A 26,952-nucleotide genomic window follows, 5' to 3' on the forward strand; every position below is an offset into this window, starting at 1 on the left:
ATGGTGGCTACGACGGGAATCGAACCTGTGACCCCAGCATTATGAGTGCTGTGCTCTAACCAGCTGAGCTACGTAGCCATCTTTTTTTCGCGTTACCTTCATCGGCGTTGCGGGGCGCATTATGCGGAGTTGACCAGACAGCGTCAACAAGTTTTTTACCGTTTTTTGCCAGATAATCGCTGTTTGACTGGCTTATAACCAGCATGGCGGTTTATTCGGCAATTTTTCAGTGAATACAACGCTAATCGTAAAAAAAATGGGCCATAACCGGCCCATTCTGGTGGCTTTCTGTCGGCTTATTTATAGGCTGACTGATGCACACCCACGGCACGTCCGGAAGGATCGTCCATGTTTTTAAACGCTTCATCCCACTCAATTGCTTTAGCAGACGAACAGGCGACGGATGGACCGCCAGGCACACACTCTGCCGCACTGGCTAACGGGAATAGCTCTTCGAAGATCTCACGATAGAGATAAGCTTCTTTCGAACCCGGCGTGTTGAACGGGAAGCGGAAATGGGCGGTTGCCAGCTGCTGGTCGCTGATTTGCTTCGCGGCCACTTCCTTGAGTGAGTCGATCCAGCTGTAACCCACACCATCAGAGAACTGCTCTTTCTGACGCCACGCTACGCTCTCTGGCAGGTAAGAGGAGAAGCATTCACGCAGAATGTGTTTCTCCATTTTACCGTTGCTGCCACACATTTTGTCGGCAGGGTTGATACGCATTGCCACATCCAGGAATTTTTTATCCAGGAACGGTACGCGGGCTTCAACGCCCCAGGCAGACATCGCTTTGTTAGCGCGGGCGCAGTCAAACATATGCAGCGCCTGCAGTTTACGCACGTTTTCTTCGTGGAACTCTTTGGCGTTTGGCGCTTTATGGAAGTAGAGATAGCCGCCAAACACTTCATCTGCACCTTCGCCAGACAGCACCATCTTAATACCCATCGCTTTGATTTTACGCGACATTAAGTACATCGGCGTAGAGGCGCGAATGGTGGTGACGTCATAGGTTTCAATGTGATAAATCACATCGCGGATGGCATCCAGACCTTCCTGCACGGTGAAATGAATTTCGTGATGCACGGTGCCCAGATGTTCCGCTACAGATTTTGCTGCTTTTAAATCAGGTGAACCTTCCAGTCCGACCGCGAAAGAGTGCAGCTGCGGCCACCATGCATCACTTTTATCCTGATCTTCAATCCGTTTTGCCGCAAAACGCTTGGTCACAGCTGAAATGATAGAGGAGTCCAGACCGCCTGACAGCAGCACGCCATAAGGGACATCTGACATCAGGTGGCTTTTCACGGACTCTTCCAGCGCATGTTTCAGGCCAGCCGCATCTGTGGTGTTGTGTTCAACGTTCTTGTATTCCATCCAGTCACGCTGCCAGTAACGACGGATTTCACCATCGGTGCTGGAGAGGTAGCTTCCCGGCGGGAACTCTTTGATCGAACGGCAGGCCGGTACCAGCGCTTTCATTTCTGACGCAACAAACAGGTTGCCGTGCTCATCGTTACCCATGTAAAGCGGGATGATGCCGATATGGTCGCGGCCAATCAGATACGATTTCTTAACGCTGTCATAGAGGATAAAGGCGAACATGCCTTCCAGCTCATCAAGGAAGTCGACACCTTTCTCCTGATAGAGCGCCAGAATCACTTCACAGTCAGAACCGGTCTGAAATTCGTAGCGATCGCTGAGTTCAGCGCGCAGTGCCTGATGGTTGTAAATTTCGCCGTTAACGGCCAGTACGTGGGTGTGATCGGCGTTGTACAGTGGCTGTGCGCCGTTGTTAACGTCAACAATTGAGAGGCGTTCATGCGCCAGAATAGCCTTGTCATCTGCATATACACCTGACCAGTCCGGTCCGCGATGACGCATTAAACGTGAACATTCCAGCGCTTTTTTGCGCAGCTCAACAGGATCGGTTTTCAGATCCAGCACACCAAAAATTGAACACATAACTGACTCCTGATCTCACCTTACGGCGATGTTATCTTTTGCGTTTGTCCGGCAGCCTGACGCTGCGTGATAGATAAGAAAATGCGCTATTTGGTGCATTCAATGCAAGAGGAATCGTGATTTACTGATAAAAATATTGCTCACATGGCAATAAAATTGAATAAACGACAATTTAAATGTTGTTTTGTTGTGGGATCGGCAATGAAATGGCGTTTGTGAGTAAAAAACAGGCAGCGAAAGTAGGCGGGAGCATGAAAAAAAGGGGGGACGCATCACAGATTAAACGGATGCGTCATAAGAAAAATGAATCAGAACAGGTCAATATCGGCAACAGAAGGGTAGATCCAGTCCGGACGGAACGGCATGGCATCGATATCGCTCAGCGTCGAGACGCCTGACAGCACCAGTACTGTCTCCAGACCTGCCTGGAAACCGGCGAGAATATCGGTTCGCAGGTTATCACCCACAATGACAGTCTCTTCTGAGTGGGCCTGCATTTTATTCAGCGCAGCGCGCATGATGTAAGGGCTGGGTTTGCCCACCACAAACGGGCTACGGCCTGAGATCTTTTCAATCCCGGCGCAGAGCGCGCCACAGGCGGGTATAAAGCCGCGCGCGTGCGTATCGGGGTTAGTGGCGATAAAGCGCGCGCCGTTAGCGACGAAGAAGGCCGCTTTGTGCATCATGTCCCAGTTGAACGAACGCGTCTCCCCGACAATGACAAAATCGGGATTCACATCCGTAATGGTAAAACCCGCTTTATAGAGCTCATGAATCAGCGCGCCTTCACCAATGACATAGGCCTTTTTACCCTCCTGACGACGCAGGAAGTCGGCGGTAGCCATGGCAGAGGTATAGAAAACGGACTCAGGAACCTCGACACCAGCCGAAGCAAAGCGGTTAGCCAGATCCTGCTCTGTCTGCGAGGGATAGTTTGTCAGTACCACCAGCGGCATCTCTTTGGCCAGAATGCGCTGTAAAAATTCCTGCGCGCCAGGAACGGCCGTGTTGTCGTGCATCAGCACGCCATCGATATCACAAATTACGCTTTTAATGGTCATAGTCAGATCCGATGTGGCCCGCCACAACAGCGGGTTAGCTTAGAGCCTGTCCCATTAGGCTATTTTATTTGTCATTCTAAACCTGGGCAGTGCTCACAATCCTCACGTACTACGTGTACGCTCCGGTTGTTCCGCGCTGTCCGTGTCCAGACTGCCTGCACCAATTACGCCTACTGGGATAGGCTCTTAGTCTTCCAGAAGATGTTGCAGCAGAATGCCGTTAAGCATGGCACGTTTAGCCAGCGCAAACGCACCAATCGCAGAACGGTGATCCAGGGTAGAACGCACCACCGGCAGATTTTTACGAAAGGCTTCTAATGCCTGGGTATTGATGCAGCCTTCAATCGCGGGCAGCAGCACTTTTTCTGCTTCCGTAATCTCGCCCGCCAGCACCACTTTTTGTGGATTAAACAGGTTAATCGCGATGGCAATCGCTTTACCCAGATACCGGCCCACCTGTTCGACCACTTCGCAGGCCAGCGCATCACCCTGATTGGCCGCTTTGCAGATGTGGGACATCTGGCACGCCTCCAGCGTCAGTACACTGGGGTAGCCCTGATTCAGCAGATGCCGCACACGATTCTCAATGGCGCCGTTAGCGGCAATGGTTTCAAGGCAGCCAAAGTTACCGCAGTGACAGCGCTCGCCAAGCGGGTCAACCTGGATATGGCCGATTTCGCCGACGTTGCCGTTGCTGCCGAGGAAAATATGGCCGTTAGCAATAATGCCGGCACCGGTGCCGCGGTGTAAGCGCACCAGGATTGAGTCAGCACAGTCTCGGCTTGCACCGAAATAGTGCTCGGCCAGCGCCAGACTGCGAATGTCGTGCCCCACAAAGCTGGTGACGTTGAACCGTTTTTTCAGACTGGCGACCAGCGGCCAGTGGCTGACAGAGATGTGCGGCATATAACGGATCACGCCGTTAATCGGGTCAACCAGGCCTGGCAGGATGACGGAAATCGCGATCAGCTCGCGTATTTTACGCTGGTGCTGCTCGATGAAGCCGCTGATGGCGTTAAACAGCGCATGTTCCAGCGTCTCCTGGGTGCGTTCCGGCAGCGCATAATCCTCCTGCGCCAGCGATTTACCGCTGAGGTCGAACAGGGTCAGAGTCGCATCGTTGCGGCCGAGGCGAACCCCGATAGTATGAAAGTGGCGGGTTTCAGTGATAATCGAGATAGCGCGGCGACCACCGGTAGACGCCTGCTGGTCTACCTCTTTGATCAGGCCGCGCTCAATCAACTGGCGGGTAATTTTGGTGACGCTGGCGGGGGCGAGCTGGCTGAGTTCGGCAATCTGAATGCGCGATATCGGCCCCTGTTGATCAATCAGCCGGTAAACCGCTGCGCTATTAAGTTGCTTAACAAGATCGACATTTCCTATTTGTGACTGGCCGCCAGTGGTCATTCAGTGCTTACTCGCTCAGGACGTCGTCTCCGTTGACTAACGTCTTAATGATTTTAAAGTCGCGCGTAAACACAGTCAGGTTCGCGATTTTTCCTGCTTCGATCGAGCCCAACTGTTTTTCCACGCCCATCGCCCGTGCCGGGTAGAGTGATGCCATGCGTAACGCTTCGTCCAGTGCGATACCGACATGTTCGACGCTGTTTTGTACTGCTTCTATCATCGTCAGGGCCGAACCACTAAGTGTGCCGTTTTCGTCAACACAGAGGCCGTCACGATAATAGATTGTTTTGCCTGCAAAAATAAACTCGCTGATGTCAGCGCCAGCCGGTGCGGTGGCATCGGTTACCAGCACCAGTTTGTCGCCTTTAATGCGTTTTGCATTGCGCACGTTAGCGTAATGTACATGTAAACCATCCGCAATAATGCCGCAGTATACATCAGGCGAATCAAACAGCGCACCGATAAGCCCGGGTTCACGTCCGGCAAACGCCGGCATAGCATTGTAGAGGTGGGTTGCGAAACTCACGCCAGCAGAAAAACCTGCTTTTGCCTCTTCATAGGTCGCATTCGAGTGACCCGCTGAGACAATGATTCCGGCGTCGGTCAACTGACGAATCACGTCGCTGCCGGCGTTTTCTGGTGCCAGGGTGACTTTGGTGATGACGTCGGCGTTGTCGCAAAGATACTGCACCATCGCCGCATCCGGCAGGCGAATCAGTGCCGGATCGTGGGTGCCTTTTTTCGCCTTACTCAGCCACGGGCCTTCCAGATGCAGACCCAGCGCCTGATGCTCATGCTTCTGCAGGTAAGCGCGCATGGTTTCAATTGCCCGCTTCATCAGCGCGTCGCTGCTGGTGATCAGCGTCGGTAAAAAGCTGGTGCAGCCAGACTTTTCATTGGCGCGCTGCATCGTTTCCAGCGTCTCAATGCTGAGCGCATCAAGGCTGTCATTGAACTGAACGCCACCGCAGCCATTGAGCTGGAGATCGATAAAGCCTGGCGCAATAATCGCACCCGCCATATCCTGCTGCTCAATATCAGCCGGAAGCGATTCACGTGGGCAGACGCGCGCAATAAGCCCGTCAGCCACCACGACGGCGTGATTATCCAGAACCTCATGGCCGCTGTAGATTCGACCGTTTACTAATGCGTACATCTTTATTCTCCCGTCCTGGCCTGCCGTCACTCAGCGTAACAGCAGGGCAAGACACTATTCTGTTACACGCCTTTCATATTTTCCGCTTCCATTTCGCGGAAATATTTCACGGTTTTCACTTTCAGTTCCATGGTGGCTGGCTCATCACAAACCACAACCGATTTCGCATGCAGCTGCAGGCAGCTGATGGTCCACATATGATTCACGTTGCCTTCAACCGCCGCCTGCAGTGCCTGCGCTTTGACATGGCCGGTAACCAGAATCATCACTTCTTCTGCATCCAGCAGCGTGCCGACGCCGACCGTCAGCGCATACTTAGGCACCTGATCCACGTCACCATTAAAGAAGCGCGAGTTCGCCACGCGGGTATCATGGGTCAGGGTTTTAATGCGGGTACGGGAAGCCAGTGAAGACGCCGGTTCGTTAAAAGCGATATGACCGTCGTTGCCGACACCGCCCATAAACAGGTGAATTTTACCCAGTGCGCGAATTTTCTCTTCGTACTGACGACATTCTGCGTCAATATCGGGCGCATTACCATTCAGCAGGTTGATATTTTCCGGTTGAATATCAACGTGATCGAAGAAGTTGCGATACATAAAGCTGTGATAGCTTTCAGGATGCTCTTTTGGCAGACCGACATATTCATCCATATTGAAGGTCACGACATGTTTAAAACTGACCTGGCCCGCTTTGTGCATATCAATCAGGTGTTTGTACGCCTCCAGTGGCGTGCCGCCGGTTGGCAGACCCAGAACAAAAGGTCTGTCCGCCGTGGGGTTAAACGCATTGATGCGGTTAACGATATGTCGGGCGGCCCATTTACCCACCTGGGTTGGCGTCGCTAAAGGAATCAGTCTCATGTTTCACCTCATTTGAAAATAGAAAGGGGATCGCTAAACCGTTGCGTTAGTCATCAGCCTGAGCAGATTGTCTATTCTCGCTACGGGCGGAGCGTAATTCAATATTTCGGATCATAAAATAAGTTTGTGGTGATAGCCAGATGTTGCCGTGTGACATGATGTTTTTTAGTGATAAAAATCACATTTACCAGGGTTTTAATTTGCGAGGCGAATTAATTTATCATTACACTTCGCAGCGTGATATGAAGTGTATTAACGATCTTTGCAGCTGACATAACAACATTAAGCGGCGCAAAGCGACAAGTCAGGCTCATAGGGGGAAGGGGATATGTTAGGTTATTTACAGAAGGTGGGGCGCGCACTGATGGTGCCGGTAGCAACCCTGCCAGCAGCAGCAATATTAATGGGGGTAGGTTACTGGATCGATCCGGACAGCTGGGGTGCAGGTAATGCGCTCGCTGCGTTGCTGATCAAATCCGGTGCCGCCATCATTGAAAACATGTCAGTGCTGTTTGCGATTGGTGTCGCGTATGGCATGTCAAAAGATAAAGATGGTGCCGCTGCCCTGACTGGCTTTGTCGGCTTCCTGGTTGTTACCACGCTCTGCTCACCGGCCGCGGTGGCGATGATACAGAAGATGCCGGTTGACCAGGTCCCTGCGGCGTTTGGCAAAATCAATAACCAGTTTGTCGGTATTCTGGTCGGTATTCTGTCGGCAGAGGTCTATAACCGCTTCAGCCATGTCGAACTGCCTAAAGCGCTTTCCTTCTTCAGCGGACGCCGGCTGGTGCCGATTCTCGTCTCGTTCCTGATGATCTTCGTCGCTTTCATTCTGATGTATATCTGGCCGGTTATTTTTAATGGCCTGGTGGGCTTTGGTGAGCATATCCAGAAGCTCGGCTCTGCCGGTGCCGGTATCTACGCCTTCTTCAACCGCCTGCTGATTCCTGTCGGTCTGCATCATGCACTGAACTCCGTGTTCTGGTTTGATGTTGCTGGCATTAATGACATTCCTAAATTCCTGGGCGGTGCGCAGTCACTGGCTGATGGATCGGCAACCGTGGGCATCACAGGCCGTTATCAGGCGGGCTTCTTCCCGATTATGATGTTTGGTCTGCCGGGTGCTGCGCTGGCTATTTACCACTGCGCGCGTCCAGAGAACCGTGTCAAAGTCGGTAGTATCATGCTGGCTGCGGCATTTGCTGCTTTCTTTACCGGTATCACCGAACCGCTGGAATTTTCCTTCATGTTCGTGGCACCCGTGCTCTATCTCATCCACGCCGTCCTGACCGGCATCTCGGTCTTCATCGCTGCCAGCATGCACTGGATTGCCGGATTTGGTTTCAGTGCCGGGCTGGTGGATATGGTGCTGTCGACCCGTAACCCGCTGGCAACACACTGGTACATGCTGATTCCGCAGGGCCTGGTCTTCTTCGTTATCTACTACGTGGTTTTCCGCTTCACCATCAAAAAATTCAACCTGATGACGCCGGGCCGCGAGCTGGCGGTTGCCGGTGATGAAAGTGATGGTTATGACGTTAACGTCGATAAAACTGACAATGGTGAAACGGCCACTGAATCGCTGGCGCGCCGTTATATTGGTGCCGTGGGTGGCTCATCCAACTTAACCAGCATCGATGCCTGTATTACCCGCCTGCGTCTTAACGTGAATGATTCGGCTCAGGTCAATGAGGGCGTTGCGAAGCGTCTGGGTGCATCCGGGGTGATCCGCCTTAATAAGCAGAGCGTGCAGATCATCGTAGGTACTCAGGCCGAAAGTATTGCCTCGGCGATGAAAAAAGTGCTGACCAAAGGCCCGGTCGCAGCCGCTGCTACCAGCAGTGCGCCAGTGGAACCTGACATTAAACCGCAGGCCGTGTTGAACAGTGAGAAGCGTGTTATTGCGACATTGCTGGCACCGGTAACGGGCGAAGTGGTCGCGCTGGATGATGTGCCGGATGAAGCCTTTGCCAGCAAAGCGGTAGGCGATGGTCTGGCGATCAAACCGAGCGACAAATGGGTCGTGGCTCCAATTGACGGTACGCTGGTGAAAATCTTCAACACCAATCACGCCTTCTGTCTGGAAACGGACAATGGTGTAGAGATTGTAGTGCACATGGGACTGGATACCGTGGCGCTGGAAGGTAAAGGCTTTACCCGTCTGGCTGAAGAAGGGGCCACGGTGGTCGCCGGTCAGCCTGTGCTGGAAATGGACCTTGAATTCCTGAACGCCAATGCCCGCTCAATGGTGAGTCCGGTGGTTGTCAGCAACAGCGATGATTTCGCCGGTCTGACATTACTGGCCCGCGGTCAGGTGGTGGCAGGTGAAACTCCGCTGTATGAAGTGAAAGGCTAATCCCCGCAACAGAACCCCACAGGCAGGAAGCGATTCCTGCCTTTTTTGTTTTAAAGGCTTAACAAACGGTTGTTTCCCTCAGACGCTTTGTGGATCATACTCCGTTACTTCGTGGTACAAATCACCCGTTATTCGTATTGAGGATTTTTGAGATGAGTGAGGCTGAAGCCCGCCCAACTAACTTTATTCGTCAGATCATTGACGAAGATTTGGCGAGCGGTAAGCACAGCAGCGTGCATACCCGTTTTCCGCCAGAGCCCAATGGCTATCTGCATATTGGTCATGCGAAATCGATCTGTCTGAATTTTGGCATCGCCCAGGATTATCAGGGGCAATGCAACCTGCGTTTCGACGATACCAATCCGGTTAAAGAGGATGTGGAATTTGTTGAATCCATCAAGCGTGACGTCCAGTGGCTGGGTTTTGAGTGGAGCGGTGAGGTCTGTTACTCATCAAACTATTTTGATCAGCTTTATGACTATGCCATCGAGCTGATTTCTAAAGGTCTCGCCTACGTAGATGAGCTGAGTCCGGATCAGATTCGCGAATATCGCGGCACCCTGAAAGAGCCGGGCAAAAACAGCCCTTATCGCGACCGCAGCGTGGAAGAGAATCTGGCGCTGTTTGAGAAGATGCGTAACGGTGAGTTTGCCGAGGGCACGGCCTGTCTGCGCGCTAAAATCGACATGGCCTCTAATTTCATCGTGATGCGCGATCCGGTGCTTTACCGCATCAAGTTCGCGGAGCACCACCAGACCGGCAACAAGTGGTGCATCTACCCGATGTATGACTTTACCCACTGCATCTCCGATGCGCTGGAAGGCATTACGCACTCGCTGTGTACGCTGGAGTTCCAGGACAACCGCCGACTCTATGACTGGGTGCTGGATAACATCACCATTCCGGTTCATCCGCGTCAGTATGAGTTTTCGCGCCTGAATCTGGAGTATGCGGTGATGTCGAAACGCAAACTCACTCAGCTGGTGACTGAGAAGCACGTAGAAGGCTGGGACGATCCGCGCATGCTGACCGTTTCAGGTCTGCGTCGTCGCGGATATACCGCCGCCTCTATCCGCGAATTCTGCCGTCGTATTGGCGTGACCAAGCAGGATAACATCGTGGAGATGGCCTCGCTGGAATCCTGTATTCGCGACGACCTGAACGAGAACGCGCCACGTGCCATGGCCGTGCTGGACCCGCTGAAAGTGGTGATTGAAAATCTGCCAGCAGGCCATAACGAAATCATCACTATGCCAAATCATCCGGGTAAACCGGAGATGGGCACGCGTGAAGTGCCGTTCAGCCGTGAGATCTGGATCGACCGTGCCGATTTCCGCGAAGAGGCGAACAAGCAATATAAGCGTCTGGTGCTGGGCAAAGAAGTCCGCCTGCGTAATGCCTATGTGATTCGTGCTGAGCGCGTCGCTAAAGATGAAGCGGGCAACATCACCTGCATCTACTGCACCAGCGACACAGATACGCTGAGCAAAGATCCTGCCGATGGCCGTAAGGTCAAAGGGGTGATTCACTGGGTGTCTGCGGATCACGCGCAGCCAGCAGAGTTCCGTCTGTATGATCGTCTGTTCAGTGTGCCAAATCCGGGCGCGGCAGAGGACTTCCTGGCGGTAATCAATCCTGAGTCACTGGCGATCAAACAGGGCTTTGTGGAACCGGGCCTGCGCGATGCAGAACCGACCACTCCATTCCAGTTTGAACGTGAAGGTTATTTCTGTGCCGACAGCGTTTACTCTAAACCGTCGCAGCTGGTGTTTAACCGCACCGTCGGTCTTCGTGATACCTGGGCGAAAACCGGCGAATAAATTTTTTTGAGGCTGACCTCATAAAATGACAAAAGGGCGATTTATCGCCCTTTTTTGTTGCCCCGATTTCAATCATTGCCGACGATTATTCTGACCTAACCGCAACCGATTAAATGCCGCATTGTGAGAGAAATCTGAGTTTAAAAAAATTAATCAATTTCCGGATGTGAATTATCCGCTTTCAGGTAGGCTATGCGCTCTCAGAGGTTGCAAAGCGGGTTACAGAAGGAAAAAAAATGACAGTTCTCGCCCAGGAAGCCAGAAACAGTGTGGTCGTTTTACATCAGCTCATTGAACGTATTTTTAACCAGCCTGCCGGATCTGATGACAGTTTTGAGCTGCTGATGTCCTATTTCCATCCTGAATTCCGCATGGTCACTCCAAAGGGCAGAGAGTGCAATCTGAACGAGGTCGAGGAACTCTTCAGGCAGTTGCAGGGACAGCGCGAAGGGATGCGTATTGCCACCTGCGAGCACGTCATCCTTTCTCATCATGAGAAAGAGATCACCGTGCAGTATCGCGAAATGCAGATGATGAATGGCAATAATCAGAGCCGTATTTCGCTGGCGATACTGGACTGCAGCAGCTCCATTCCACGCTGGCGCTATCTGCAGGAGACGCTGGTCGCCTGATATCACAGCCCAGGACAGACGAAAAAAAACCGGTGAATTCACCGGTTTTTTTATTTCAGTTCGCGTTACTGGTCGTGCAGGGTTTCATCTTCCCGGCAATCGCCCAGCGTACAGTGTCCATAGAGATAGAGGCTGTGGTTGGTCAGCTTGATGCCATGACGGGTAGCGATTTCGCGCTGACGCGTTTCGATCGACTCATCGCTGAACTCAATAACTTTGCCGCAATCCAGGCAGATCAGATGATCGTGGTGATGCTGCTGCGTCAGTTCAAAGACAGATTTGCCGCCTTCAAAGTTATGACGGGTCACGATACCAGCGTCATCAAACTGGTTCAGAACACGGTAAACGGTAGCCAGGCCAATCTCTTCGCCGATGTCGATCAGGCGTTTGTACAAATCTTCCGCACTGACGTGATGGCACTCAGGTTCCTGAAGCACTTCCAGAATTTTCAGTCTGGGCAGCGTCACTTTCAGGCCAGCCTTCTTTAATGCGGTGTTGTTGTCAGTCATGCGGATTTTGTCCTGTCACTATATTCACTTTTGTGGCTTGTCGCCTTGAATGTCGATCTACGCTCATTCTCATTTGCGTCTCATTATAGAACTGAAGCGATGAAATGAAAACCAGAGGGCGTGCCTGAATCATCACGGGCTGTGGGGGATAGGTCACCGGGCCGGGGAGGATTCTGGCAGATGTCTGTTGGTACATCGCTTAGTCTTGCCGCCTGAGAAATAAGCGGAAGATCGATGCGGGTATTCTACAGATTAAACGGAGAAAGTTAAAAAAATGTGGCTATTATTTCTATAGGAATTTCCATTGCCTCAATGTGAGCTGGCGCTCACATTGAGTCGGGCAGGATCAGGCTTCGAGGATATCTTTCAGCTGCAGTTCATCAGAAATCTGCTTAACCCACTGCTCTACGCGCTGGTTAGTCAGTTCAGGCTGGCGATCTTCATCAATGGCCAGACCCAGGAAGTGGGTATCATCGGCCAGACCTTTTGAGGCTTCGAAGTGGTAACCTTCGGTTGGCCAGTGTCCGACAATCACGGCACCGTGCGGCTCAATGATGTCACGGATCGTGCCCATCGCATCACAGAAGTACTCCGCGTAATCTTCCTGATCGCCGCAGCCAAACAGCGCAACCAGCTTGCCGTTGAAATCGATCTCTTCCAGCGTCGGGAAAAAGTCATCCCAGTCGCACTGCGCTTCACCGTAGTACCAGGTCGGAATGCCCAGCAGCAGGATATCAAACGCTTCCAGATCTTCTTTTGTGCTTTTCGCGATGTCATGCACTTCTGCAACGTCTGTACCCAGCTGTTTCTGGATCATTTTTGCAATGTTTTCGGTATTGCCGGTATCGCTGCCAAAGAAGATGCCTACGAGTGCCATGAGTAAAATAACCTCTTAAATCCTGATAATGAGATGTGTGCCGCAGCACATTTCAGCGAATAATAGCAGACGAGAGAAAACCGGTGAACGGTTAAAGCCCCGACATTTGCTCCTGCGTGCGATTTGCCCGCATTAATCCAGTTTGAGCTGTGCCAGCAGCATCTGTTCAATCAGCTCGCTGCGGCTGAGATTGCGCTGTTCTGCCAGCGTGTTGAGCGCATCGACGGCTTCACTGTTCATTTTCAGTTCGACACGACGAAGTCCGCGTCCTTTGTCACGTTTAAGCTGATTGCGCTTGTTGATGCGCAGCTGTTCATCACGCGAAAGCGGACTGGTTTTGGGTCGACCAGGGCGGCGCTCATCAGCAAAGAGATCGAGCGTCGTGCGGTCAGTCTGTTCTTTTGCCATGGCTTAGTAAAACTGAATGGGGGCGGGCGCCAGTCACTCACCGCGCAGATTATAAATTATTGGCTATTGCCGCAGCAAAACGGACGCGCGGCAAAATTTTAGCGCGCCATCATACTTCACGCTTACTCCGGACGCCAATCCTAAACCTTTGCCGCCATCTATTTGCTTTTAAAGCGCAAAAAAGCGACGGACACTGCGCAAAACGGCATCGGGTTTCTCTGCATGAACCCAGTGTCCCGCGCCTCCAATGACATGTGCCTGCGCGGCCGGGAACTGCTGCAACAGCGCATCGCGGTAGCGGTTGTCCAGATAGCTGGAGTCGCCTCCGCGAATAAACAGTGCCGGATGATCCCATGCCGGAACGGGCTGCCAGCCCGAAATCGTGGTGTAGTTATCCCACAGCACCGGGACGTTGAAGCGCCACTCGCCCGCCTGAAATGACTTCAGCAGGAACTGAATCACCCCTTCTTCATCGATAAGCGTACGCATAATCTTCGCCGCCTCACTGCGTGACGAGACGCCTGCGTCGGTTACAGCACGAATACCGGCAAAAATCTCATCATGGCGGCGGGTCTGGTAGTCGACCGGAGCGATGTCAATCATCACCAGCCGCTCGATGCGGTCCGGCACCAGCGCGCTCATGGTCATGGCGATCTTCCCGCCCATTGAGTGACCGATCACCGCGACGCGTTCAATGCCGTGCGCATCCAGCGTATCGACCATGTCCTGCGCCATTACAGCGTAGTTCATCTCGTCAGATCGTGGTGAGAGTCCGTGGTTGCGGACATCAACCTGTAGCAGAGGCCCGGCATCTTTGAGCCCACGCGCCAGCACGCCAAGGTTATCCAGACTGCCAAACAGGCCGTGGATAAGCAGGACAGGTAAGGAATCAGCAGGGGATTGTTCAGTTTGCAAACGGGCGTTCAAAATCATAGCAAAGTTCTTAAGTTTGAGACCTGTGCTTAGGTTATCATGGTTTCACCTTTTCAGGCGCGCCGGTTCCGGCGGCATTAGGACATATTCTGACTTTTGCCCGTAAACCGTTTGATTGCTAACAACCCGCCTGAATTTAACTTTATAATCCTGATGTTAGAACCCGCACATCCTTTGAATTGCCTGACTATACTCAGAGCTTTTCAGGAAACAGGTGGTTCTGTCATGAGAAAGAACCGTACGGAATAAGATGAAAACGATCGAAGTTGACGAAGAGCTCTACCGTTATATTGCCAGCCACACGCAACACATTGGTGAAAGCGCATCCGACATTCTGCGTCGTATGCTGAAGTTCACTGCCGGTCAGACTGCACCCGCTTCGCCTGCTCAGCCAGCCTTAAAAGAGGCAGCGAAAGAGTCTCAGCCTGCGTCCGTGGGTTCGCGCCCGCAGGATCGTGTCCGCGCGGTGCGTGAGCTGCTGCTTTCCGATGAATATGCGGAGCAGAAGCGGGCGGTGAACCGCTTTATGCTTATCTTGTCAACGCTCTATCGTCTTGATACTGCAGCTTTTGCTGAAGCTACTGCATCTCTGCAGGGCCGCACCCGCGTCTATTTTGCTGGTGATGAGCACACGCTGTTACAGAATGGCACCCATACTAAGCCGAAGCATGTGCCCGGCACACCGTACTGGGTGATCACCAACACCAATACTGGTCGTAAATGCAGCATGGTCGAACACATCATGCTCTCGATGCAGTTCCCGGCGGAACTGACCGAGAAAGTTTGCGGCACCATTTAAAACTTAAGCGTCAGGGAGCAGCGCCAATGGCCAATCACCCACGTGCCGGGCAACCCGCCCAGCAGAGCGATTTGATTAACGTTGCACAATTAACGTCACAATATTATGTCCTGCAGCCCGATGTGGCGAACCCGGAACATGCGGTGAAATTTGGCACCTCTGGCCATCGCGGCAGTGCAGGGCGTCAGAGCTTCAACGAGATGCACATTCTGGCTATCGCGCAGGCGATTGCCGAAGAGCGTAAAAAGAACGGCATCACCGGGCCGTGCTACGTCGGTAAAGACACCCATGCGCTGTCAGAACCGGCGATCCTGTCGGTACTGGAAGTGCTGGCGGCGAACGGCGTTGATGTGATTGTGCAGCAGGACAATGGCTATACGCCGACCCCTGCGATCTCGAACGCTATTCTTGAGCACAACAAAGCGGGCGGCCCGCTGGCTGACGGCATCGTTATCACGCCTTCGCACAACCCACCGGAAGATGGCGGCATCAAGTACAACCCACCTAATGGTGGACCGGCTGATACCAACGTCACCAAAGTGGTGGAAGACCGCGCCAACCAGCTGATCAAAGATGGGCTGAAAGAGGTGAAACGTCTGCCACTGGAGCAGGCGATGGCCAGCGGTCACGTGGTCGAGAAAGATCTGATCCAGCCTTACGTTGAAGGTCTGGCCGAGATTATCGACTTCCCGGCGATTCAGAAAGCGGGTCTGAAGCTGGGTGTTGATCCACTGGGCGGTTCCGGTATTGCTTACTGGCAGCGTATTGCTGAGCACTACAAGCTGGATTTGACGCTGGTGAATGACGCGGTCGATCAGACCTTCCGCTTTATGCATCTGGATAAAGATGGTGTCGTGCGCATGGACTGCTCGTCTGAAAGCGCAATGGCAGGCCTGCTGGCCTACCGTGACAAGTTCGATCTGGCATTCGGTAACGATCCTGATTATGACCGCCACGGCATTGTGACTCCGGCCGGTCTGATGAATCCGAACCACTATCTGGCGGTCGCGATCAACTATCTGTTCCAGCATCGTCCACAGTGGGGCCAGGATGTCGCCGTGGGTAAAACCCTGGTGTCCAGCGCCATGATTGACCGTGTGGTCAACGACATTGGCCGCAAGCTGGTGGAAGTGCCGGTTGGTTTCAAATGGTTTGTTGATGGTCTGTATGACGGCAGCTTCGGTTTCGGCGGCGAAGAGAGCGCGGGCGCGTCATTCCTGCGTTTCGACGGCACGCCATGGTCAACGGACAAAGATGGCATCATCATGTGTCTGCTGGCGGCTGAAATCACCGCTGTGACCGGTAAAAACCCGCAGCAGCATTATGACGAGCTGGCCGCGCGCTTTGGCGCACCAAGCTACAACCGTCTGCAGGCATCCGCCACTTCAGCGCAGAAAGCTGCACTGTCGAAGCTGTCACCAGAAATGGTAAGCGCGGATACGCTGGCGGGTGATCCCATCACCGCGCGTCTGACTGCGGCACCAGGTAACGGTGCGTCTATCGGCGGTCTGAAAGTGATGACGGAGAATGGCTGGTTTGCTGCTCGTCCGTCAGGCACCGAAGACGCCTACAAAATCTACTGTGAAAGCTTCCTGGGCGCAGAACACCGCGCGCAGATTGAGAAAGAAGCGGTAGAGATTGTCAGCGAAGTGCTGAAAAACGCCTGATAGTCGGGTAAAGATAAGGCGCCTCTGGCGCCATTTAGATTGTTGACAAAATCTACTCCAGTTAGCTGCGGGAACGTGCCAGCACAGGAAACAGGGTCAGATCGGAAAGACGCAAAAGCCGTCATCCATGACACGCTCGTCCCACGCCATCCATGGCGTGGGACGCTTTCCTCCTCTGACCCAGTTCCCTGCGCCTCAGGTTTATTCGTTGCGGTCAGATTCACTCTGATTTGAGTTTGTTTGCAGTTATGAAAGGCGCCTCTGGCGCCTTTTTTTATGGCATAAAGCGATAGCCGATCCCGGTTTCGGTCAGCAGATGGGCCGGTTGGGTCGGATTCTCTTCCAGCTTCTGGCGCAGATGCCCCATATAAATACGCAGATAGTGGCTGTGCTCCACCGCATTGGGTCCCCAGACCTGACTCAGCAGCTGCCGCTGCGTCAGCACCTTTCCTGCATTATTCAGCAGAATGCTCAACAGACGAAACTCAATCGGCGTGAGGTGAATCTCACTGCCGCCGCGCTGTACCCGCCGTGCGGCAAAATCGACGCTGATGTCGGCAAACTGAATTCTGGCTTCGGGCTGCTGGCCACCATGACGGCGCAGTGCAACACGGACACGCGCCAGCAGTTCGCCAACACCGAATGGTTTGGTCAGATAGTCATCCGCGCCGGCATCCAGTGCGGCGATCTTATCCTGCTCATCACTGCGCGCCGACAGCACTATCACCGGTATGGCGCTCCACTGGCGCAGATCACGGATAAAATCGGTGCCATCCCCATCCGGCAGGCCAAGATCAAGGATCACTAAATCAGGTTTACGGGTTGCCGCTTCAATCAGCCCGCGCTGCAGCGTATCGGCGTCAAACACCTTCAGATCTTCATTTTCCAGCGCCAGCCGGACAAAGCGGCGGATCTCTTTTTCATCTTCAACGATCAAAACCGTGGTCACGCAATACCTGCCTTGAGTGAGAGCCGAAGCGCTACTTTATCAATATTTTATGCTGCCGTCCGCGCGCGTCATCTTTCGGGCATTCAAACCCTCTCGTAACCTGGCGGTAACTTATCTGTAACTAAATTACAGGTTAATTCTTAAACAGCAAAAATAGCGACAAATAAGTGGTCAGATGAGTAGTAAAATTACACAACCTGGCGTAAAGTTGAACACAGATCACATTCGCACACTTTAACTTACCTGGAGGAGAAACCATGTATCAGGCTTATCCACGTTATAAAATACTCGCGCGTCGTACGCTGGTGGTTCTTCTCGGCGTTCTGGCACTGCCTGTCATGCTGTTTCGACAGGATCGGGCACGCTTCTACAGTTACCTGCATCGCGTCTGGTGCAAGACCAGCGCAAAGCCGGTCTGGCTGGCGCAGTCTGAAGCCGGTGGTGGCGCATTCTGGTAATGACCCCTCCCGCAGAACAGGCCTGGTCATCTGACCGGGCTTTTTTTTGCGTTTTTTCTGAGAATAAGCGGTCCGGAACCGCGTTTTCCCCCTTTATTCCTGACCATTTTGCGCTACACTTAAACCTCTACAAGATTTCGGAGGTTGTACAAGTATGAGCAAAAAAATCCCCGTTGGAATCAGTGCATGCCTGCTCGGCGATAGCGTGAGGTTTGATGGTGGCCATAAGCGTCTTACTTTTGCAACTGAGGATCTTACGCCATTTGTCCGCTTTGAGCCGATCTGTCCTGAAATGGCGATTGGGCTGCCTACGCCGCGTCCGGCATTGCGTCTGGTAAAGCAGGGTGATGATGAGGTGCATCTTTGCTTCAGCAAAGACGGCGGCGAAGAAGTCACCGCTCAGATGCGTGACTGGTCTGCGGAGCGGGTAAAATCGCTGCATCATCTCTCCGGTTATATCCTGTGCGCCAAGTCGCCCAGCTGCGGGATGGAGCGCGTACGGGTCTACGAACCCGACAACAACAATAACCGCAAAGTGGGCACCGGCATTTTTGCTGAATTCCTGCAGCGCGAGATGCCCTGGCTGCCGCTGGAAGAGGATGGTCGTCTGCACGATCCCGCTCTGCGAGAGAACTTTATCGGCCGTATCTGCGCACTGCATGAATTTAATCAGATGTGGGAAAGCGGCCTGACCCGTCACGGGCTGATCGCCTTTCACAGCCGCTACAAACTGATGATGCTGGCGCATTCGCAGGAGAAATATCGCGAGCTGGGACCCTTTGTTGCTTCGATGAGCCAGTGGGACTCGCTGGATGCCTTTGCCTTTGAGTACCGCAATCGCATGATGGAACTGATGTCACGTCCCGCCTCACGTCGTAATCACACCAATGTGCTGATGCACGTGCAGGGCTACTTCCGCCGCCAGCTAAGCTCACCGCAGCGTCAGGAGCTGGCAACGCTGATTGACCGCTATCGTCAGGGTACACAACCGCTGCTGGTGCCCATTACCATTCTCAAGCACTACATGGCTGAGTTTCCGCATCCGTGGCTGGCACAGCAGCGCTATTTCGATCCCTATCCCGAAGCCCTGTGCTTACGCTACGGACAGTAATTCAGGAGGCGTATGACCACTCATCTGGTCTGGCTGCGTAATGATTTACGCATCAACGATAATCTGGCACTTCACGCCGCCTGTCGCGACAGCAAGGCAAAAGTGATTGCGCTCTTCCTTTCTACGCCGGAACAGTGGCAGCAGCATGACATGTCACCCAGGCAGGCGGCGTTTATTCACGCTAGTCTGGTGGAAGTACAGAACGCGCTGGCTGAGCGGGGCATTGCGCTGCACTATCAGGCGTGTCACGCCTTCAGCGACAGTATCGATGCGCTGGCCGAATTCTGTGACAAGCACCAGGTCGACCAGCTCTTCTATAACTATCAGTATGAAGTGAATGAGCGTCAGCGCGATGCCGAGGCGGAAAAGCGTCTCGATGACGTGGGCGTGATCTGCCAGGGCTTTGATGACAGCCTGCTGCTGCCACCTGGCAGTGTGCAGAGTGGCGATCGCTCAATGTATAAAGTCTTTACGCCGTTCAGCAAAGCCTTTGTCCGCCGTTTGCAGCAGAGTCTTCCGGAGTGCGTGCCTGCACCTAAGCCGCGCGACGGTGCGCCGCTGAAAACCACCCCAATCCCTGCGTTTGACTGTCCGACCGAAGCCTTTGATGAGGATTTGTTTCCGGCAGGCGAAGCGGCTGCCCTGAAGCGGTTGCGCCATTTCGCCACTCAACCCATTATCGATTATCCCGCGAAGCGCGACCTTCCTGCGCTGGACGCTACCAGTCGCCTGTCGGTCTATCTGTCGACCGGCGTGCTGTCGCCTCGTCAGTGCCTGCATCGCGTGCTGCATGAACATCCCGATGCGCTGGACAACAGTCGCGCATTTACCTGGCTGAACGAGCTGATCTGGCGTGAGTTCTATCGTCATCTGCTGGTGGCCTATCCGGCACTGTGCCGGCACAAGCCATTTATTGACTGGACGCGTAACGTGGAATGGCAGCGTGAAGACGCGCATTTCGATGCCTGGAAAGCGGGAAAAACAGGCTATCCGATCGTCGATGCTGCAATGCGTCAGATGAAGGCGCTGGGCTGGATGCACAACCGTTTACGGATGATCACCGCCAGTTTCCTGGTTAAAGATCTGCTGATCGACTGGCGCGAAGGCGAACGCTATTTCATGCAGCAGCTGATTGATGGCGACCTGGCCGCAAACAATGGTGGCTGGCAGTGGGCGGCTTCCACCGGTACAGATTCAGCACCCTATTTCCGCATTTTTAACCCGACCACACAGGGCGAGCGCTTCGATGAGCAGGGCGAGTTTATCCGTCACTATCTGCCGGAGCTGGCGGACGTCCCTGACAGCCATATTCACCAGCCCCACGTCTGGGCGGAAAAGAACAACAGGAAACTCGATTATCCGGCACCAATCGTGGATCATAAGGCAGCCCGTAAAAAGACATTAGACGCCTTTGAGCGCGCCAAAAGCGCCGCCTGAGGCCTCGAAGGAGCCTGAATGAACCATTACGAATTAGAGACGCTGATCAATCAGCAACTCGACAGCCACAGCTTCAGCGACTATGCCCCCAACGGGTTGCAGGTTGAGGGACGCAGCGAAGTTAAAACGATTATCACCGGCGTGACGGCCTGTCAGGCCTTGCTGGATGAGGCGGTCGCACGTCAGGCCGATGCAATAATCGTCCATCATGGCTACTTCTGGAAAAGTGAACCGGCCGCGATTAAAGGCATGAAGCGCCGCCGTCTGCGGACGTTGCTGGCTAACGATATTAATCTCTATGGCTGGCACCTGCCGCTTGATGCGCATTCAGAACTGGGTAACAACGCCCAGCTGGCGAAACTGCTGGATATCGACGTACGTGGCGAAGTCATGCCGCTGGTGTTCTGGGGTGAGCTGGCTGAGCCGATCTTCGGTGAACAGCTGGCCCACCGAATTGGCGATAAGCTGGGACGCGAACCGCTGCATTGCGGTGATAACGCGCCAGCACTGATCCGTCGCATCGCCTGGTGCAGCGGTGGCGGACAGGGCTTTATCGACCAGGCCGCCGCTGCGGGCGTTGATGCCTACATCACCGGTGAAGTCTCTGAACAGACCATTCACAGCGCACGCGAGCAGGGGCTGCATTTCTTTGCCGCAGGTCATCACGCCACCGAGCGTGGCGGCGTAAAAGCGCTGGGCGAGTGGCTGGCACAACACCACAATCTTGATGTGACCTTCATCGATATTCCTAATCCTGCCTGATCTCTCCCTTGTCCTGCGCGCCTGCGCAGGACCTAAATCTGTTGACACATCCCTGCCACTTTCGCATAACTATTTGCTTTAAGTAGATAAGCCATCGGCTGATCCGGGCATCCGGTCAGGTCGGCCAGGCACGATCTCAATCAGGCGGGAGGTAGCTGTTGCAACGAGCACGGTGTTATTTATTGGGTGAACGCGCTGTCGTGCTGGAGCTGGAGCCGCCGGTCTCACTGGAGAGTCAGCAGCGTATCTGGGGACTGAACCAGCGACTGCAGTCGGATGCGGGCGTGCTGGAGGTCATTCCTGGCATGAACAATATCACTCTGATTCTGCGCGATCCCCAGCAGAGTGCGCTGGATGCGATAGAGCGGCTTCAGCGCTGGTGGGAAGAGAGTGAAGCGCAGTTGCCAGAATCGCGTCTGGTGGAGATCCCGGTGATCTATGGCGGCGAACATGGCCCCGATCTGGTGGTGGTGGCGGAACATGCCGCGCTGACGGCCGGTCAGGTGGTTGAGCTGCACAGCAGCAGCGACTATGTGGTGTTTTTTGTCGGCTTTCAGCCGGGCTTTCCCTATCTGGGCGGACTGGATCCGCGCCTGCACATACCACGCCGTGCGGAGCCGAGAGTTGCGGTACCGGCCGGATCGGTTGGCATCGGTGGCAGCCAGACGGGCGTCTATCCGCTGGCTTCGCCCGGCGGCTGGCAGTTAATCGGCCAGACCCGCACCGCGCTGTTTGATCCCCTGCAACAACCGCCCACACTGCTCCGTCCCGGTGACAGGGTTCGCTTTGTGCCGCAACAGGAGGGCGTATGTTAAATATTCTTCGCGCCGGGCTGGCCGCCACCCTTCAGGATGCGGGCCGCTACGGCTGGCGTCAGTATGGCCTCAGCCCCGGCGGCGTGCTGGATCATCCCGCGATGTTCACCGCCAATGTGCTGGTGGGCAATGCGCCTGACAGCGCGGTGCTGGAGCTGGTGCTCGGCCAGTTCAAAGCGGAGTTTACCCGCGACGGCTGGTTCGCACTGACTGGCGCAGGCTGCCATGCGGAGCTGGACGGTCAGCCGGTCTGGACGGGCTGGCGCACGCCGGTGAAACGCGGCCAGGTCCTGTCGCTGGCGATGCCGCAGCGCGGCATGCGCAGCTATCTGGCAGTGCAGGGTGGTTTTGACATCCCTGCGGTGCTCGGCTCAGCCAGCACCGATCTGAAAGCAAAATTTGGCGGATTTCACGGTCGCGCCTTACGGGATGGCGATCAGATCCCGCTGGGCAAACCGACGCGTCAGTTCGACCGCAAAGTCGGGGTACGGCAGCTGCTATGGGGCAATCGCATCCGCGCACTGCCTGGTCCGGAATATCACGAGTTCAGCCCCGACGCGCAGCAGGCGTTCTGGCGTACCGCATGGAAACTCAGCCCGCAAAGCAACCGGATGGGATACCGGCTTGAGGGACGTGAGCTTAAACGTGAAAGTCCGCGTGAGCTGCTGTCACACGGCGTGATGCCGGGTGTGATTCAGGTACCGCCGAACGGACAGCCTATCGTGCTGATGGCGGACGCCCAGACCACAGGCGGCTATCCGCGGATCGCCTCCGTCATCGAAGCCGATCTCTATCATCTGGCGCAAATCCGCCTCGGTGAGCCGATTCACTTTATTCACTGCACGCTGCCGGAAGCGATGCTGGCACGTCAGCATCAGCAACGCGCGCTGGACCAGATGAAATGGGGACTTCATGAACATTGATTTAAACGCCGACCTGGGCGAAGGCTGTGCCAGCGATCGGGCGCTGCTTGAACTGGTGAGTTCCGCCAACATCGCCTGTGGCTTTCACGCAGGAGATGCGCAGACCATGCTGCAGTCGGTGCGCTGGGCGCAGGCATCCGGCGTCGCCATCGGCGCGCATCCTGCTTTCCCCGATCGAGAGAACTTTGGCCGCAGTGCCATGCAGCTGCCACCGGAAACGGTCTATGCCCAGATGATCTACCAGATTGGCGCGCTGAAAAGCCTGGCGGAAAGCGAAGGTGCGCGGCTGGTTCACGTTAAGCCGCACGGCATGCTCTATAACCAGGCCGCGGCTGATCCGGTGCTTGCAGACGCCATTGCCCGCGCCATCCGTGCCGTCGACAGCCAGCTGATTGTGGTGGGACTGGCGAACAGCGAATCGATACGTGCCGCATCGCACTACGGTTTACGCACGCGGGAAGAGGTCTTTGCCGATCGTGGCTATCTCAGCAGCGGTGCGCTGGTGCCGCGCAGCGAGCCGGGCGCGCTGATTGACGATGAGCAGCAGGCTATCGATCAGACGCTGACGATGGTGCAGCAGGGCAAGGTAAAAAGTATCACGGGAGAATGGGTGGCAGTGAATGCGCAGACCGTCTGCTTACATGGCGACGGCGCGCACGCCCTGCAGTTTGCACAGCGGTTGCGTGATGCGTTTGCCGGACAGCAGATCCGCGTCACCAGCATCTGAAAACACTACTTAGCCCGGCTTATGTTGGGTTTTTTAACTCTGGGGGAAATCCATGGAAAGTGCAGTGAATCTCTGGCCTTTACTGGGCATTGCCGCGATCGTCGTCGGCTTCGTATTACGTTTTAATCCGGTGCTGGTGGTGATTGTCGCCGGCTTTGTGACCGGTCTGGCGGCGATGATGCCGCTGGCGGACATTCTGGAAAAGCTCGGCGCGGGTTTTCTGAATACCCGTAACCTGCCACTGATTCTGCTGCTGCCGCTGGCGGTCATTGGGCTGCTGGAGCGTCACGGGCTGAAGGAGCGGGCGCAGGCGTGGATTGCTCAGATCAAAACCGCCACCGCCGGACGTCTGCTGATCGTCTACCTGTTTGTACGTGAAATCACTGCGGCGCTAGGGTTAACCAGTCTAGGCGGGCATCCACAGATGGTGCGTCCGTTGCTGGCCCCGATGGCAGAGGGCGCAACGGAAAACCGCTACGGCGAAATCACACCTGAACTGCGTCATAAGCTGCGTGCCATGTCAGCAGCCACCGACAACGTCGGCCTCTTCTTTGGTGAAGATATCTTCGTGGCATTTGGCGCGATTATCTTTATGCACAACTTCATGCAGGAGTCGGCCGGGATTCAGACCGAACCGCTGCACATTGCGTTATGGGGCATTCCGACTGCTATAGCCGCCTTCCTGATCCACTCGGCACGTCTGGTGCGACTCGATCGTCAGCTGGCGCGTGAGCTGCAGCTGCTGAACAACCAGGCGCTGAAAGCCAAAGGAGGTCAGTAATGTTCCAGCAACAATATCTGATGTGGCTGGCGGGCATTATCCTGCTGGTGGTGGCTATCCTCTCGTGGCGTGACAGTGCGAACCCACGCCGCTTTACTACCGGACTGTTCTGGGCCTTGTATGGCCTGGTGTTTCTGGTGGGTGACTGGACGACGCAGATGATGAGCAGTCTGATGGGCTCGGACGCGATGGGCACCCGAATGCTGCACATCACCATCGGTGTCATTGTGGTGGTAATGGCGCTGATTGCCGGTCTGGGTGGTGTCCGGCTGGGTCGTTATCATCAGCGCAGTGATGAAGAGAAGCAGGCCAGTGCGCTGCGTCTGCGCAACAAACTGTTTCTGCCTGCGCTGGCGATTCCGGTCGTGACCGTGGTCGGTGTGCTGGCGTTTAACCATATTCCCGGTCTGCAGGAAGCGGTGTTCGGTCCCGGCAATCACGCCACGCTGGTGACACTTTTTTCAATGATGGTCGGCTGTGTCATTGGCTGGCTGGTGGCGTTGAAGCTGACCCATGAAAAACCGGTGCAGTCGATGCAGGAGACCCGTCGCCTGCTGGATTCGATTGGCTGGGCCTTTATCCTGCCACAAATCCTCGCCACTCTCGGACTGCTGTTTACCAGCGCGGGCGTGGGCAGTGCCATTTCGCATCTGACCGAAACCTGGCTGGCGGTGGATAACCGGTTTATTGCGGTAACGGTCTATGCCGTCGGGATGGCGCTGTTAACCATGATCATGGGTAACGCCTTTGCGGCATTTCCGATTATCACTGCAGGCGTCGGCATTCCGATTCTGGTGTTGCAGCACGGCGGAAATCCGGCAGTAATGGCGGCGATTGGTATGTTCTCCGGCTACTGCGGCACGCTGATGACGCCGATGGCGGCCAACTTCAATATTGTTCCGGCGCTGCTGCTGGAGCTGCCCGATCGTAACGCTGTCATCAAAGCTCAGATTCCGACTGGTGTGCTACTGTTAATCGTTAACATTTTCCTGCTCTATTTCCTGATGTTCCTGTGAGGCTGCATGAAAACTGTCCTGATGACCGCTTTTGAACCCTTTGGCGGTGAAACGATTAATCCCTCCTGGGAAGCGGTACGCGCGCTGGAAGGCAAACAGATTGGCGGGGCGACGATAGTCATCCGCCAGCTGCCGGTGGTGTTCAGTGAGGTGCTGAACGTGCTGAACCGGGCACTGGATGAGGTGAAACCGGATGCAGTGCTGTCGGTAGGGCAGGCGGGCGGCCGCAGCGACATTACCGTAGAACGTATCGGTATTAATGTTGATGACGCCCGCATCCCGGACAACGCGGGAAACCAGCCGGTGGATGAACGGATTGTCGCGGGCGGCCCGGCAGCCTATTTTTCCCGGCTGCCCATCAAAGCGATTGTGGCCGCAGTGCGTGAAGCGGGGATCCCCGCATCGGTCTCACAAACCGCTGGCACCTTCACCTGTAACCGGGTGATGTATGGCCTGCTGCACTGGCTGGAGCAGCAGAAAAGCCCGGCGCGCGGTGGCTTTATTCATATTCCCTATCTGCCTGAACAGGCTGCGCAGCATCCGGGGGCACCCAGCATGGCGGTGGCGACCATCATTCAGGCGCTGGAGATTGCGGTAAAAGTGACGCTGGAGACCGGCGACGATATCAAACAGGCTGGCGGCGCCACCCATTAAGAGGAAGAACGATGCCTGAAGGACCGGAAATTCGCCGCGTGGCGGATAAGCTTGAAGCCGCCATTGTGGGGCAGCCGTTAACGGAGGCGTGGTTCGCGTTTCCTCAACTCAAGACTTACGAACCCTCACTGATTGGTGAGCAGGTGCAGGCGATTGAGACGCGGGGCAAAGCGCTGCTGACACATTTCAGCAATGGCCTGACGCTCTACAGCCATAACCAGCTTTATGGTGTCTGGCGCATCGTGAAACCCGATACTGAACTGAATACCACACGTCAGTTGCGGGTGCGGCTGGCGACGGCAGGCAAAGCGATTCTGCTTTACAGCGCCTCGGATATTGAACTGCTCAACGCAGATACGCTGGCGGCGCATCCGTTTCTGACCCGCATCGGACCGGATGTGCTGAACAGCCAGCTTAACGTTGAAGAGGTGAAAGAGCGGCTGCTGTCGCCCCGGTTCCGGCGGCGACAGTTTAGTGGTCTGCTGCTGGATCAGGCTTTTCTGGCCGGGCTGGGGAATTACCTGCGCGCCGAGATTCTCTGGCTGGCGCAACTGCTGCCCAATCATCGGGCCCAGGATCTCAGTGACGATCAGCTGACGGCTTTCAGCGAGGCGCTACTGTCGGTGCCGCGTCATGCCTATCGGATGCGGGGAACCATGAAGAAATATCATGAGGAAGCGGCGTTTCAGTTTGAGGTGTTTCATCGGCAGGGCAAAAAATGCCGGCGTTGTGGCACGGTGATTGAGAAAGGCACGCTTTCATCACGGCCTTTTTACTGGTGTCCGGGTTGTCAGGGATAGAAAGGGCATGAAGTTAAAAGCGGGTGAGGGTAGAAACAACCAGCTGTAAGACCGAGCCTGCTCAGGT

26 protein-coding genes and 1 tRNA gene are annotated in these 26,952 nt (G+C 54.8%); 16 read left to right on the top strand and 11 right to left on the bottom strand.

What is annotated here, in order from left to right; translation table 11 throughout:
• Position 1 precedes the first annotated feature (1 nt).
• From IBT54_RS23315 to nagB, 6 genes are all read right to left on the bottom strand, one after another.
• Positions 2-78, bottom strand: a tRNA-Met gene (locus tag IBT54_RS23315).
• A gap of 218 nt (positions 79-296) precedes the next feature.
• Entirely contained in the window at positions 297-1,964 is a 1,668-nt protein-coding gene (asnB, locus tag IBT54_RS23320; RefSeq protein ID WP_201253200.1) for an asparagine synthase B, read from the bottom strand.
• Positions 1,965-2,272: 308 nt separating this feature from the next.
• A complete protein-coding gene (locus IBT54_RS23325; protein ID WP_013357117.1) occupies positions 2,273-3,025 on the bottom strand; it encodes an HAD-IIA family hydrolase in 753 nt (250 codons plus the stop codon).
• Between the two features lie 186 nt (positions 3,026-3,211).
• Positions 3,212-4,432 (bottom strand): N-acetylglucosamine repressor, encoded by a 1,221-nt coding sequence (locus tag IBT54_RS23330; RefSeq protein WP_033731851.1) that lies wholly within the window; start codon positions 4,430-4,432, stop codon positions 3,212-3,214.
• Between the two features lie 7 nt (positions 4,433-4,439).
• On the bottom strand, positions 4,440-5,588 hold the full coding sequence (gene nagA, locus IBT54_RS23335) for an N-acetylglucosamine-6-phosphate deacetylase (protein WP_013357119.1): 1,149 nt from the start codon (positions 5,586-5,588) through the stop codon (positions 4,440-4,442).
• A gap of 62 nt (positions 5,589-5,650) precedes the next feature.
• On the bottom strand, positions 5,651-6,451 hold the full coding sequence (gene nagB / locus IBT54_RS23340; protein ID WP_013357120.1) for a glucosamine-6-phosphate deaminase: 801 nt from the start codon (positions 6,449-6,451) through the stop codon (positions 5,651-5,653).
• A 328-nt stretch (positions 6,452-6,779) separates the two neighbouring features.
• On the opposite strand from nagB, the gene nagE reads away from it, so the two are divergent.
• The 3 genes from nagE to IBT54_RS23355 all read left to right on the top strand — a co-directional run bounded on the left by nagE (position 6,780) and on the right by IBT54_RS23355 (position 11,259).
• Entirely contained in the window at positions 6,780-8,807 is a 2,028-nt protein-coding gene (nagE, locus tag IBT54_RS23345; RefSeq protein ID WP_201253201.1) for an N-acetylglucosamine-specific PTS transporter subunit IIBC, read from the top strand.
• A gap of 152 nt (positions 8,808-8,959) precedes the next feature.
• Complete coding sequence (gene glnS, locus IBT54_RS23350) at positions 8,960-10,627, top strand: glutamine--tRNA ligase (protein ID WP_013357122.1); 1,668 nt, start codon at positions 8,960-8,962, stop codon at positions 10,625-10,627.
• A gap of 236 nt (positions 10,628-10,863) precedes the next feature.
• The gene (locus IBT54_RS23355) at positions 10,864-11,259 is read left to right on the top strand and encodes a hypothetical protein (RefSeq protein WP_013357123.1); all 396 of its coding nucleotides are present in this window, start codon (positions 10,864-10,866) and stop codon (positions 11,257-11,259) included.
• Positions 11,260-11,324: 65 nt separating this feature from the next.
• On the opposite strand, the gene fur is transcribed toward IBT54_RS23355, so the two are convergent.
• From fur to ybfF, 4 genes are all read right to left on the bottom strand, one after another.
• A complete protein-coding gene (fur, locus tag IBT54_RS23360) occupies positions 11,325-11,768 on the bottom strand; it encodes a ferric iron uptake transcriptional regulator (RefSeq protein WP_009091454.1) in 444 nt (147 codons plus the stop codon).
• 346 nt (positions 11,769-12,114) lie between these two features.
• The gene (fldA, locus tag IBT54_RS23365; RefSeq protein ID WP_013357124.1) at positions 12,115-12,645 is read right to left on the bottom strand and encodes a flavodoxin FldA; all 531 of its coding nucleotides are present in this window, start codon (positions 12,643-12,645) and stop codon (positions 12,115-12,117) included.
• Positions 12,646-12,777: 132 nt separating this feature from the next.
• A complete protein-coding gene (gene ybfE, locus IBT54_RS23370) occupies positions 12,778-13,053 on the bottom strand; it encodes a LexA regulated protein (protein WP_003852811.1) in 276 nt (91 codons plus the stop codon).
• A 168-nt stretch (positions 13,054-13,221) separates the two neighbouring features.
• Entirely contained in the window at positions 13,222-13,986 is a 765-nt protein-coding gene (gene ybfF, locus IBT54_RS23375; protein ID WP_033782330.1) for an esterase, read from the bottom strand.
• Positions 13,987-14,236: 250 nt separating this feature from the next.
• Here ybfF and seqA point away from each other — a divergent pair, with 250 nt between their 5' ends.
• Together seqA and pgm are read left to right on the top strand one after the other, a co-directional pair.
• The gene (gene seqA / locus IBT54_RS23380) at positions 14,237-14,785 is read left to right on the top strand and encodes a replication initiation negative regulator SeqA (protein WP_201253202.1); all 549 of its coding nucleotides are present in this window, start codon (positions 14,237-14,239) and stop codon (positions 14,783-14,785) included.
• 26 nt (positions 14,786-14,811) lie between these two features.
• Positions 14,812-16,452, top strand: coding sequence for a phosphoglucomutase (alpha-D-glucose-1,6-bisphosphate-dependent) (gene pgm, locus IBT54_RS23385; RefSeq protein ID WP_033731859.1), 1,641 nt, complete (start codon positions 14,812-14,814; stop codon positions 16,450-16,452).
• 274 nt (positions 16,453-16,726) lie between these two features.
• On the opposite strand, the gene kdpE is transcribed toward pgm, so the two are convergent.
• Entirely contained in the window at positions 16,727-17,401 is a 675-nt protein-coding gene (gene kdpE / locus IBT54_RS23390; protein ID WP_195857239.1) for a two-component system response regulator KdpE, read from the bottom strand.
• A gap of 257 nt (positions 17,402-17,658) precedes the next feature.
• On the opposite strand from kdpE, the gene IBT54_RS23395 reads away from it, so the two are divergent.
• The 11 genes from IBT54_RS23395 (at position 17,659) to nei (ending at position 26,885) form a co-directional block, all read left to right on the top strand.
• Positions 17,659-17,859 carry a DUF2517 family protein gene (locus IBT54_RS23395; RefSeq protein WP_013357130.1) on the top strand — a complete coding sequence of 67 codons (201 nt, stop codon included), beginning with the start codon at positions 17,659-17,661 and terminating at the stop codon, positions 17,857-17,859.
• Positions 17,860-18,013: 154 nt separating this feature from the next.
• The gene (locus IBT54_RS23400) at positions 18,014-18,970 is read left to right on the top strand and encodes a 2-thiouracil desulfurase family protein (RefSeq protein ID WP_013357131.1); all 957 of its coding nucleotides are present in this window, start codon (positions 18,014-18,016) and stop codon (positions 18,968-18,970) included.
• A 12-nt stretch (positions 18,971-18,982) separates the two neighbouring features.
• Positions 18,983-20,407 carry a deoxyribodipyrimidine photo-lyase gene (gene phrB / locus IBT54_RS23405; protein WP_201253203.1) on the top strand — a complete coding sequence of 475 codons (1,425 nt, stop codon included), beginning with the start codon at positions 18,983-18,985 and terminating at the stop codon, positions 20,405-20,407.
• An 18-nt stretch (positions 20,408-20,425) separates the two neighbouring features.
• Positions 20,426-21,169, top strand: a complete 744-nt coding sequence (locus tag IBT54_RS23410; RefSeq protein ID WP_201253204.1) for a type 2 GTP cyclohydrolase I — start codon at positions 20,426-20,428, stop codon at positions 21,167-21,169.
• Positions 21,170-21,327: 158 nt separating this feature from the next.
• On the top strand, positions 21,328-21,984 hold the full coding sequence (pxpB, locus tag IBT54_RS23415; protein ID WP_013357134.1) for a 5-oxoprolinase subunit PxpB: 657 nt from the start codon (positions 21,328-21,330) through the stop codon (positions 21,982-21,984).
• Complete coding sequence (gene pxpC / locus IBT54_RS23420; protein ID WP_195857236.1) at positions 21,978-22,907, top strand: 5-oxoprolinase subunit PxpC; 930 nt, start codon at positions 21,978-21,980, stop codon at positions 22,905-22,907. Before pxpB ends, pxpC begins: the two co-directional genes overlap by 7 nt.
• Entirely contained in the window at positions 22,897-23,634 is a 738-nt protein-coding gene (gene pxpA, locus IBT54_RS23425; RefSeq protein WP_107319417.1) for a 5-oxoprolinase subunit PxpA, read from the top strand. Before pxpC ends, pxpA begins: the two co-directional genes overlap by 11 nt.
• A gap of 52 nt (positions 23,635-23,686) precedes the next feature.
• On the top strand, positions 23,687-24,415 hold the full coding sequence (locus IBT54_RS23430) for a DUF969 domain-containing protein (protein ID WP_033731868.1): 729 nt from the start codon (positions 23,687-23,689) through the stop codon (positions 24,413-24,415).
• Entirely contained in the window at positions 24,415-25,431 is a 1,017-nt protein-coding gene (locus tag IBT54_RS23435) for a DUF979 domain-containing protein (RefSeq protein WP_201253205.1), read from the top strand. Before IBT54_RS23430 ends, IBT54_RS23435 begins: the two co-directional genes overlap by 1 nt.
• Positions 25,432-25,437: 6 nt before the next feature.
• The gene (gene pcp, locus IBT54_RS23440) at positions 25,438-26,085 is read left to right on the top strand and encodes a pyroglutamyl-peptidase I (protein WP_033782339.1); all 648 of its coding nucleotides are present in this window, start codon (positions 25,438-25,440) and stop codon (positions 26,083-26,085) included.
• Between the two features lie 11 nt (positions 26,086-26,096).
• Positions 26,097-26,885, top strand: coding sequence for an endonuclease VIII (gene nei / locus IBT54_RS23445; RefSeq protein WP_013357140.1), 789 nt, complete (start codon positions 26,097-26,099; stop codon positions 26,883-26,885).
• Positions 26,886-26,952 lie beyond the last annotated feature (67 nt).

Source organism: Pantoea sp. S62 (assembly GCF_016658625.1).
Classification (GTDB): domain Bacteria; phylum Pseudomonadota; class Gammaproteobacteria; order Enterobacterales; family Enterobacteriaceae; genus Pantoea; species Pantoea vagans.

Bases quoted from the DNA above. Each gene is read 5' to 3' on its own strand.
- pxpC (WP_195857236.1), top strand. From the start codon at position 21,978: ATGTTAAATATTCTTCGCGCCGGGCTGGCCGCCACCCTTCAGGATGCG.
- ybfF (WP_033782330.1), bottom strand. From the start codon at position 13,986: ATGATTTTGAACGCCCGTTTGCAAACTGAACAATCCCCTGCTGATTCC.
- IBT54_RS23400 (WP_013357131.1), top strand. From the start codon at position 18,014: ATGAGCAAAAAAATCCCCGTTGGAATCAGTGCATGCCTGCTCGGCGAT.
- nei (WP_013357140.1), top strand. From the start codon at position 26,097: ATGCCTGAAGGACCGGAAATTCGCCGCGTGGCGGATAAGCTTGAAGCC.
- IBT54_RS23325 (WP_013357117.1), bottom strand. From the start codon at position 3,025: ATGACCATTAAAAGCGTAATTTGTGATATCGATGGCGTGCTGATGCAC.
- ybfE (WP_003852811.1), bottom strand. From the start codon at position 13,053: ATGGCAAAAGAACAGACTGACCGCACGACGCTCGATCTCTTTGCTGAT.
- IBT54_RS23355 (WP_013357123.1), top strand. From the start codon at position 10,864: ATGACAGTTCTCGCCCAGGAAGCCAGAAACAGTGTGGTCGTTTTACAT.
- pxpA (WP_107319417.1), top strand. From the start codon at position 22,897: ATGAACATTGATTTAAACGCCGACCTGGGCGAAGGCTGTGCCAGCGAT.
- IBT54_RS23410 (WP_201253204.1), top strand. From the start codon at position 20,426: ATGAACCATTACGAATTAGAGACGCTGATCAATCAGCAACTCGACAGC.
- glnS (WP_013357122.1), top strand. From the start codon at position 8,960: ATGAGTGAGGCTGAAGCCCGCCCAACTAACTTTATTCGTCAGATCATT.
- pgm (WP_033731859.1), top strand. From the start codon at position 14,812: ATGGCCAATCACCCACGTGCCGGGCAACCCGCCCAGCAGAGCGATTTG.
- nagB (WP_013357120.1), bottom strand. From the start codon at position 6,451: ATGAGACTGATTCCTTTAGCGACGCCAACCCAGGTGGGTAAATGGGCC.
- IBT54_RS23395 (WP_013357130.1), top strand. From the start codon at position 17,659: ATGTATCAGGCTTATCCACGTTATAAAATACTCGCGCGTCGTACGCTG.
- phrB (WP_201253203.1), top strand. From the start codon at position 18,983: ATGACCACTCATCTGGTCTGGCTGCGTAATGATTTACGCATCAACGAT.
- fldA (WP_013357124.1), bottom strand. From the start codon at position 12,645: ATGGCACTCGTAGGCATCTTCTTTGGCAGCGATACCGGCAATACCGAA.
- asnB (WP_201253200.1), bottom strand. From the start codon at position 1,964: ATGTGTTCAATTTTTGGTGTGCTGGATCTGAAAACCGATCCTGTTGAG.
- pcp (WP_033782339.1), top strand. From the start codon at position 25,438: ATGAAAACTGTCCTGATGACCGCTTTTGAACCCTTTGGCGGTGAAACG.
- fur (WP_009091454.1), bottom strand. From the start codon at position 11,768: ATGACTGACAACAACACCGCATTAAAGAAGGCTGGCCTGAAAGTGACG.
- nagE (WP_201253201.1), top strand. From the start codon at position 6,780: ATGTTAGGTTATTTACAGAAGGTGGGGCGCGCACTGATGGTGCCGGTA.
- nagA (WP_013357119.1), bottom strand. From the start codon at position 5,588: ATGTACGCATTAGTAAACGGTCGAATCTACAGCGGCCATGAGGTTCTG.
- IBT54_RS23330 (WP_033731851.1), bottom strand. From the start codon at position 4,432: ATGACCACTGGCGGCCAGTCACAAATAGGAAATGTCGATCTTGTTAAG.
- seqA (WP_201253202.1), top strand. From the start codon at position 14,237: ATGAAAACGATCGAAGTTGACGAAGAGCTCTACCGTTATATTGCCAGC.
- IBT54_RS23430 (WP_033731868.1), top strand. From the start codon at position 23,687: ATGGAAAGTGCAGTGAATCTCTGGCCTTTACTGGGCATTGCCGCGATC.
- IBT54_RS23435 (WP_201253205.1), top strand. From the start codon at position 24,415: ATGTTCCAGCAACAATATCTGATGTGGCTGGCGGGCATTATCCTGCTG.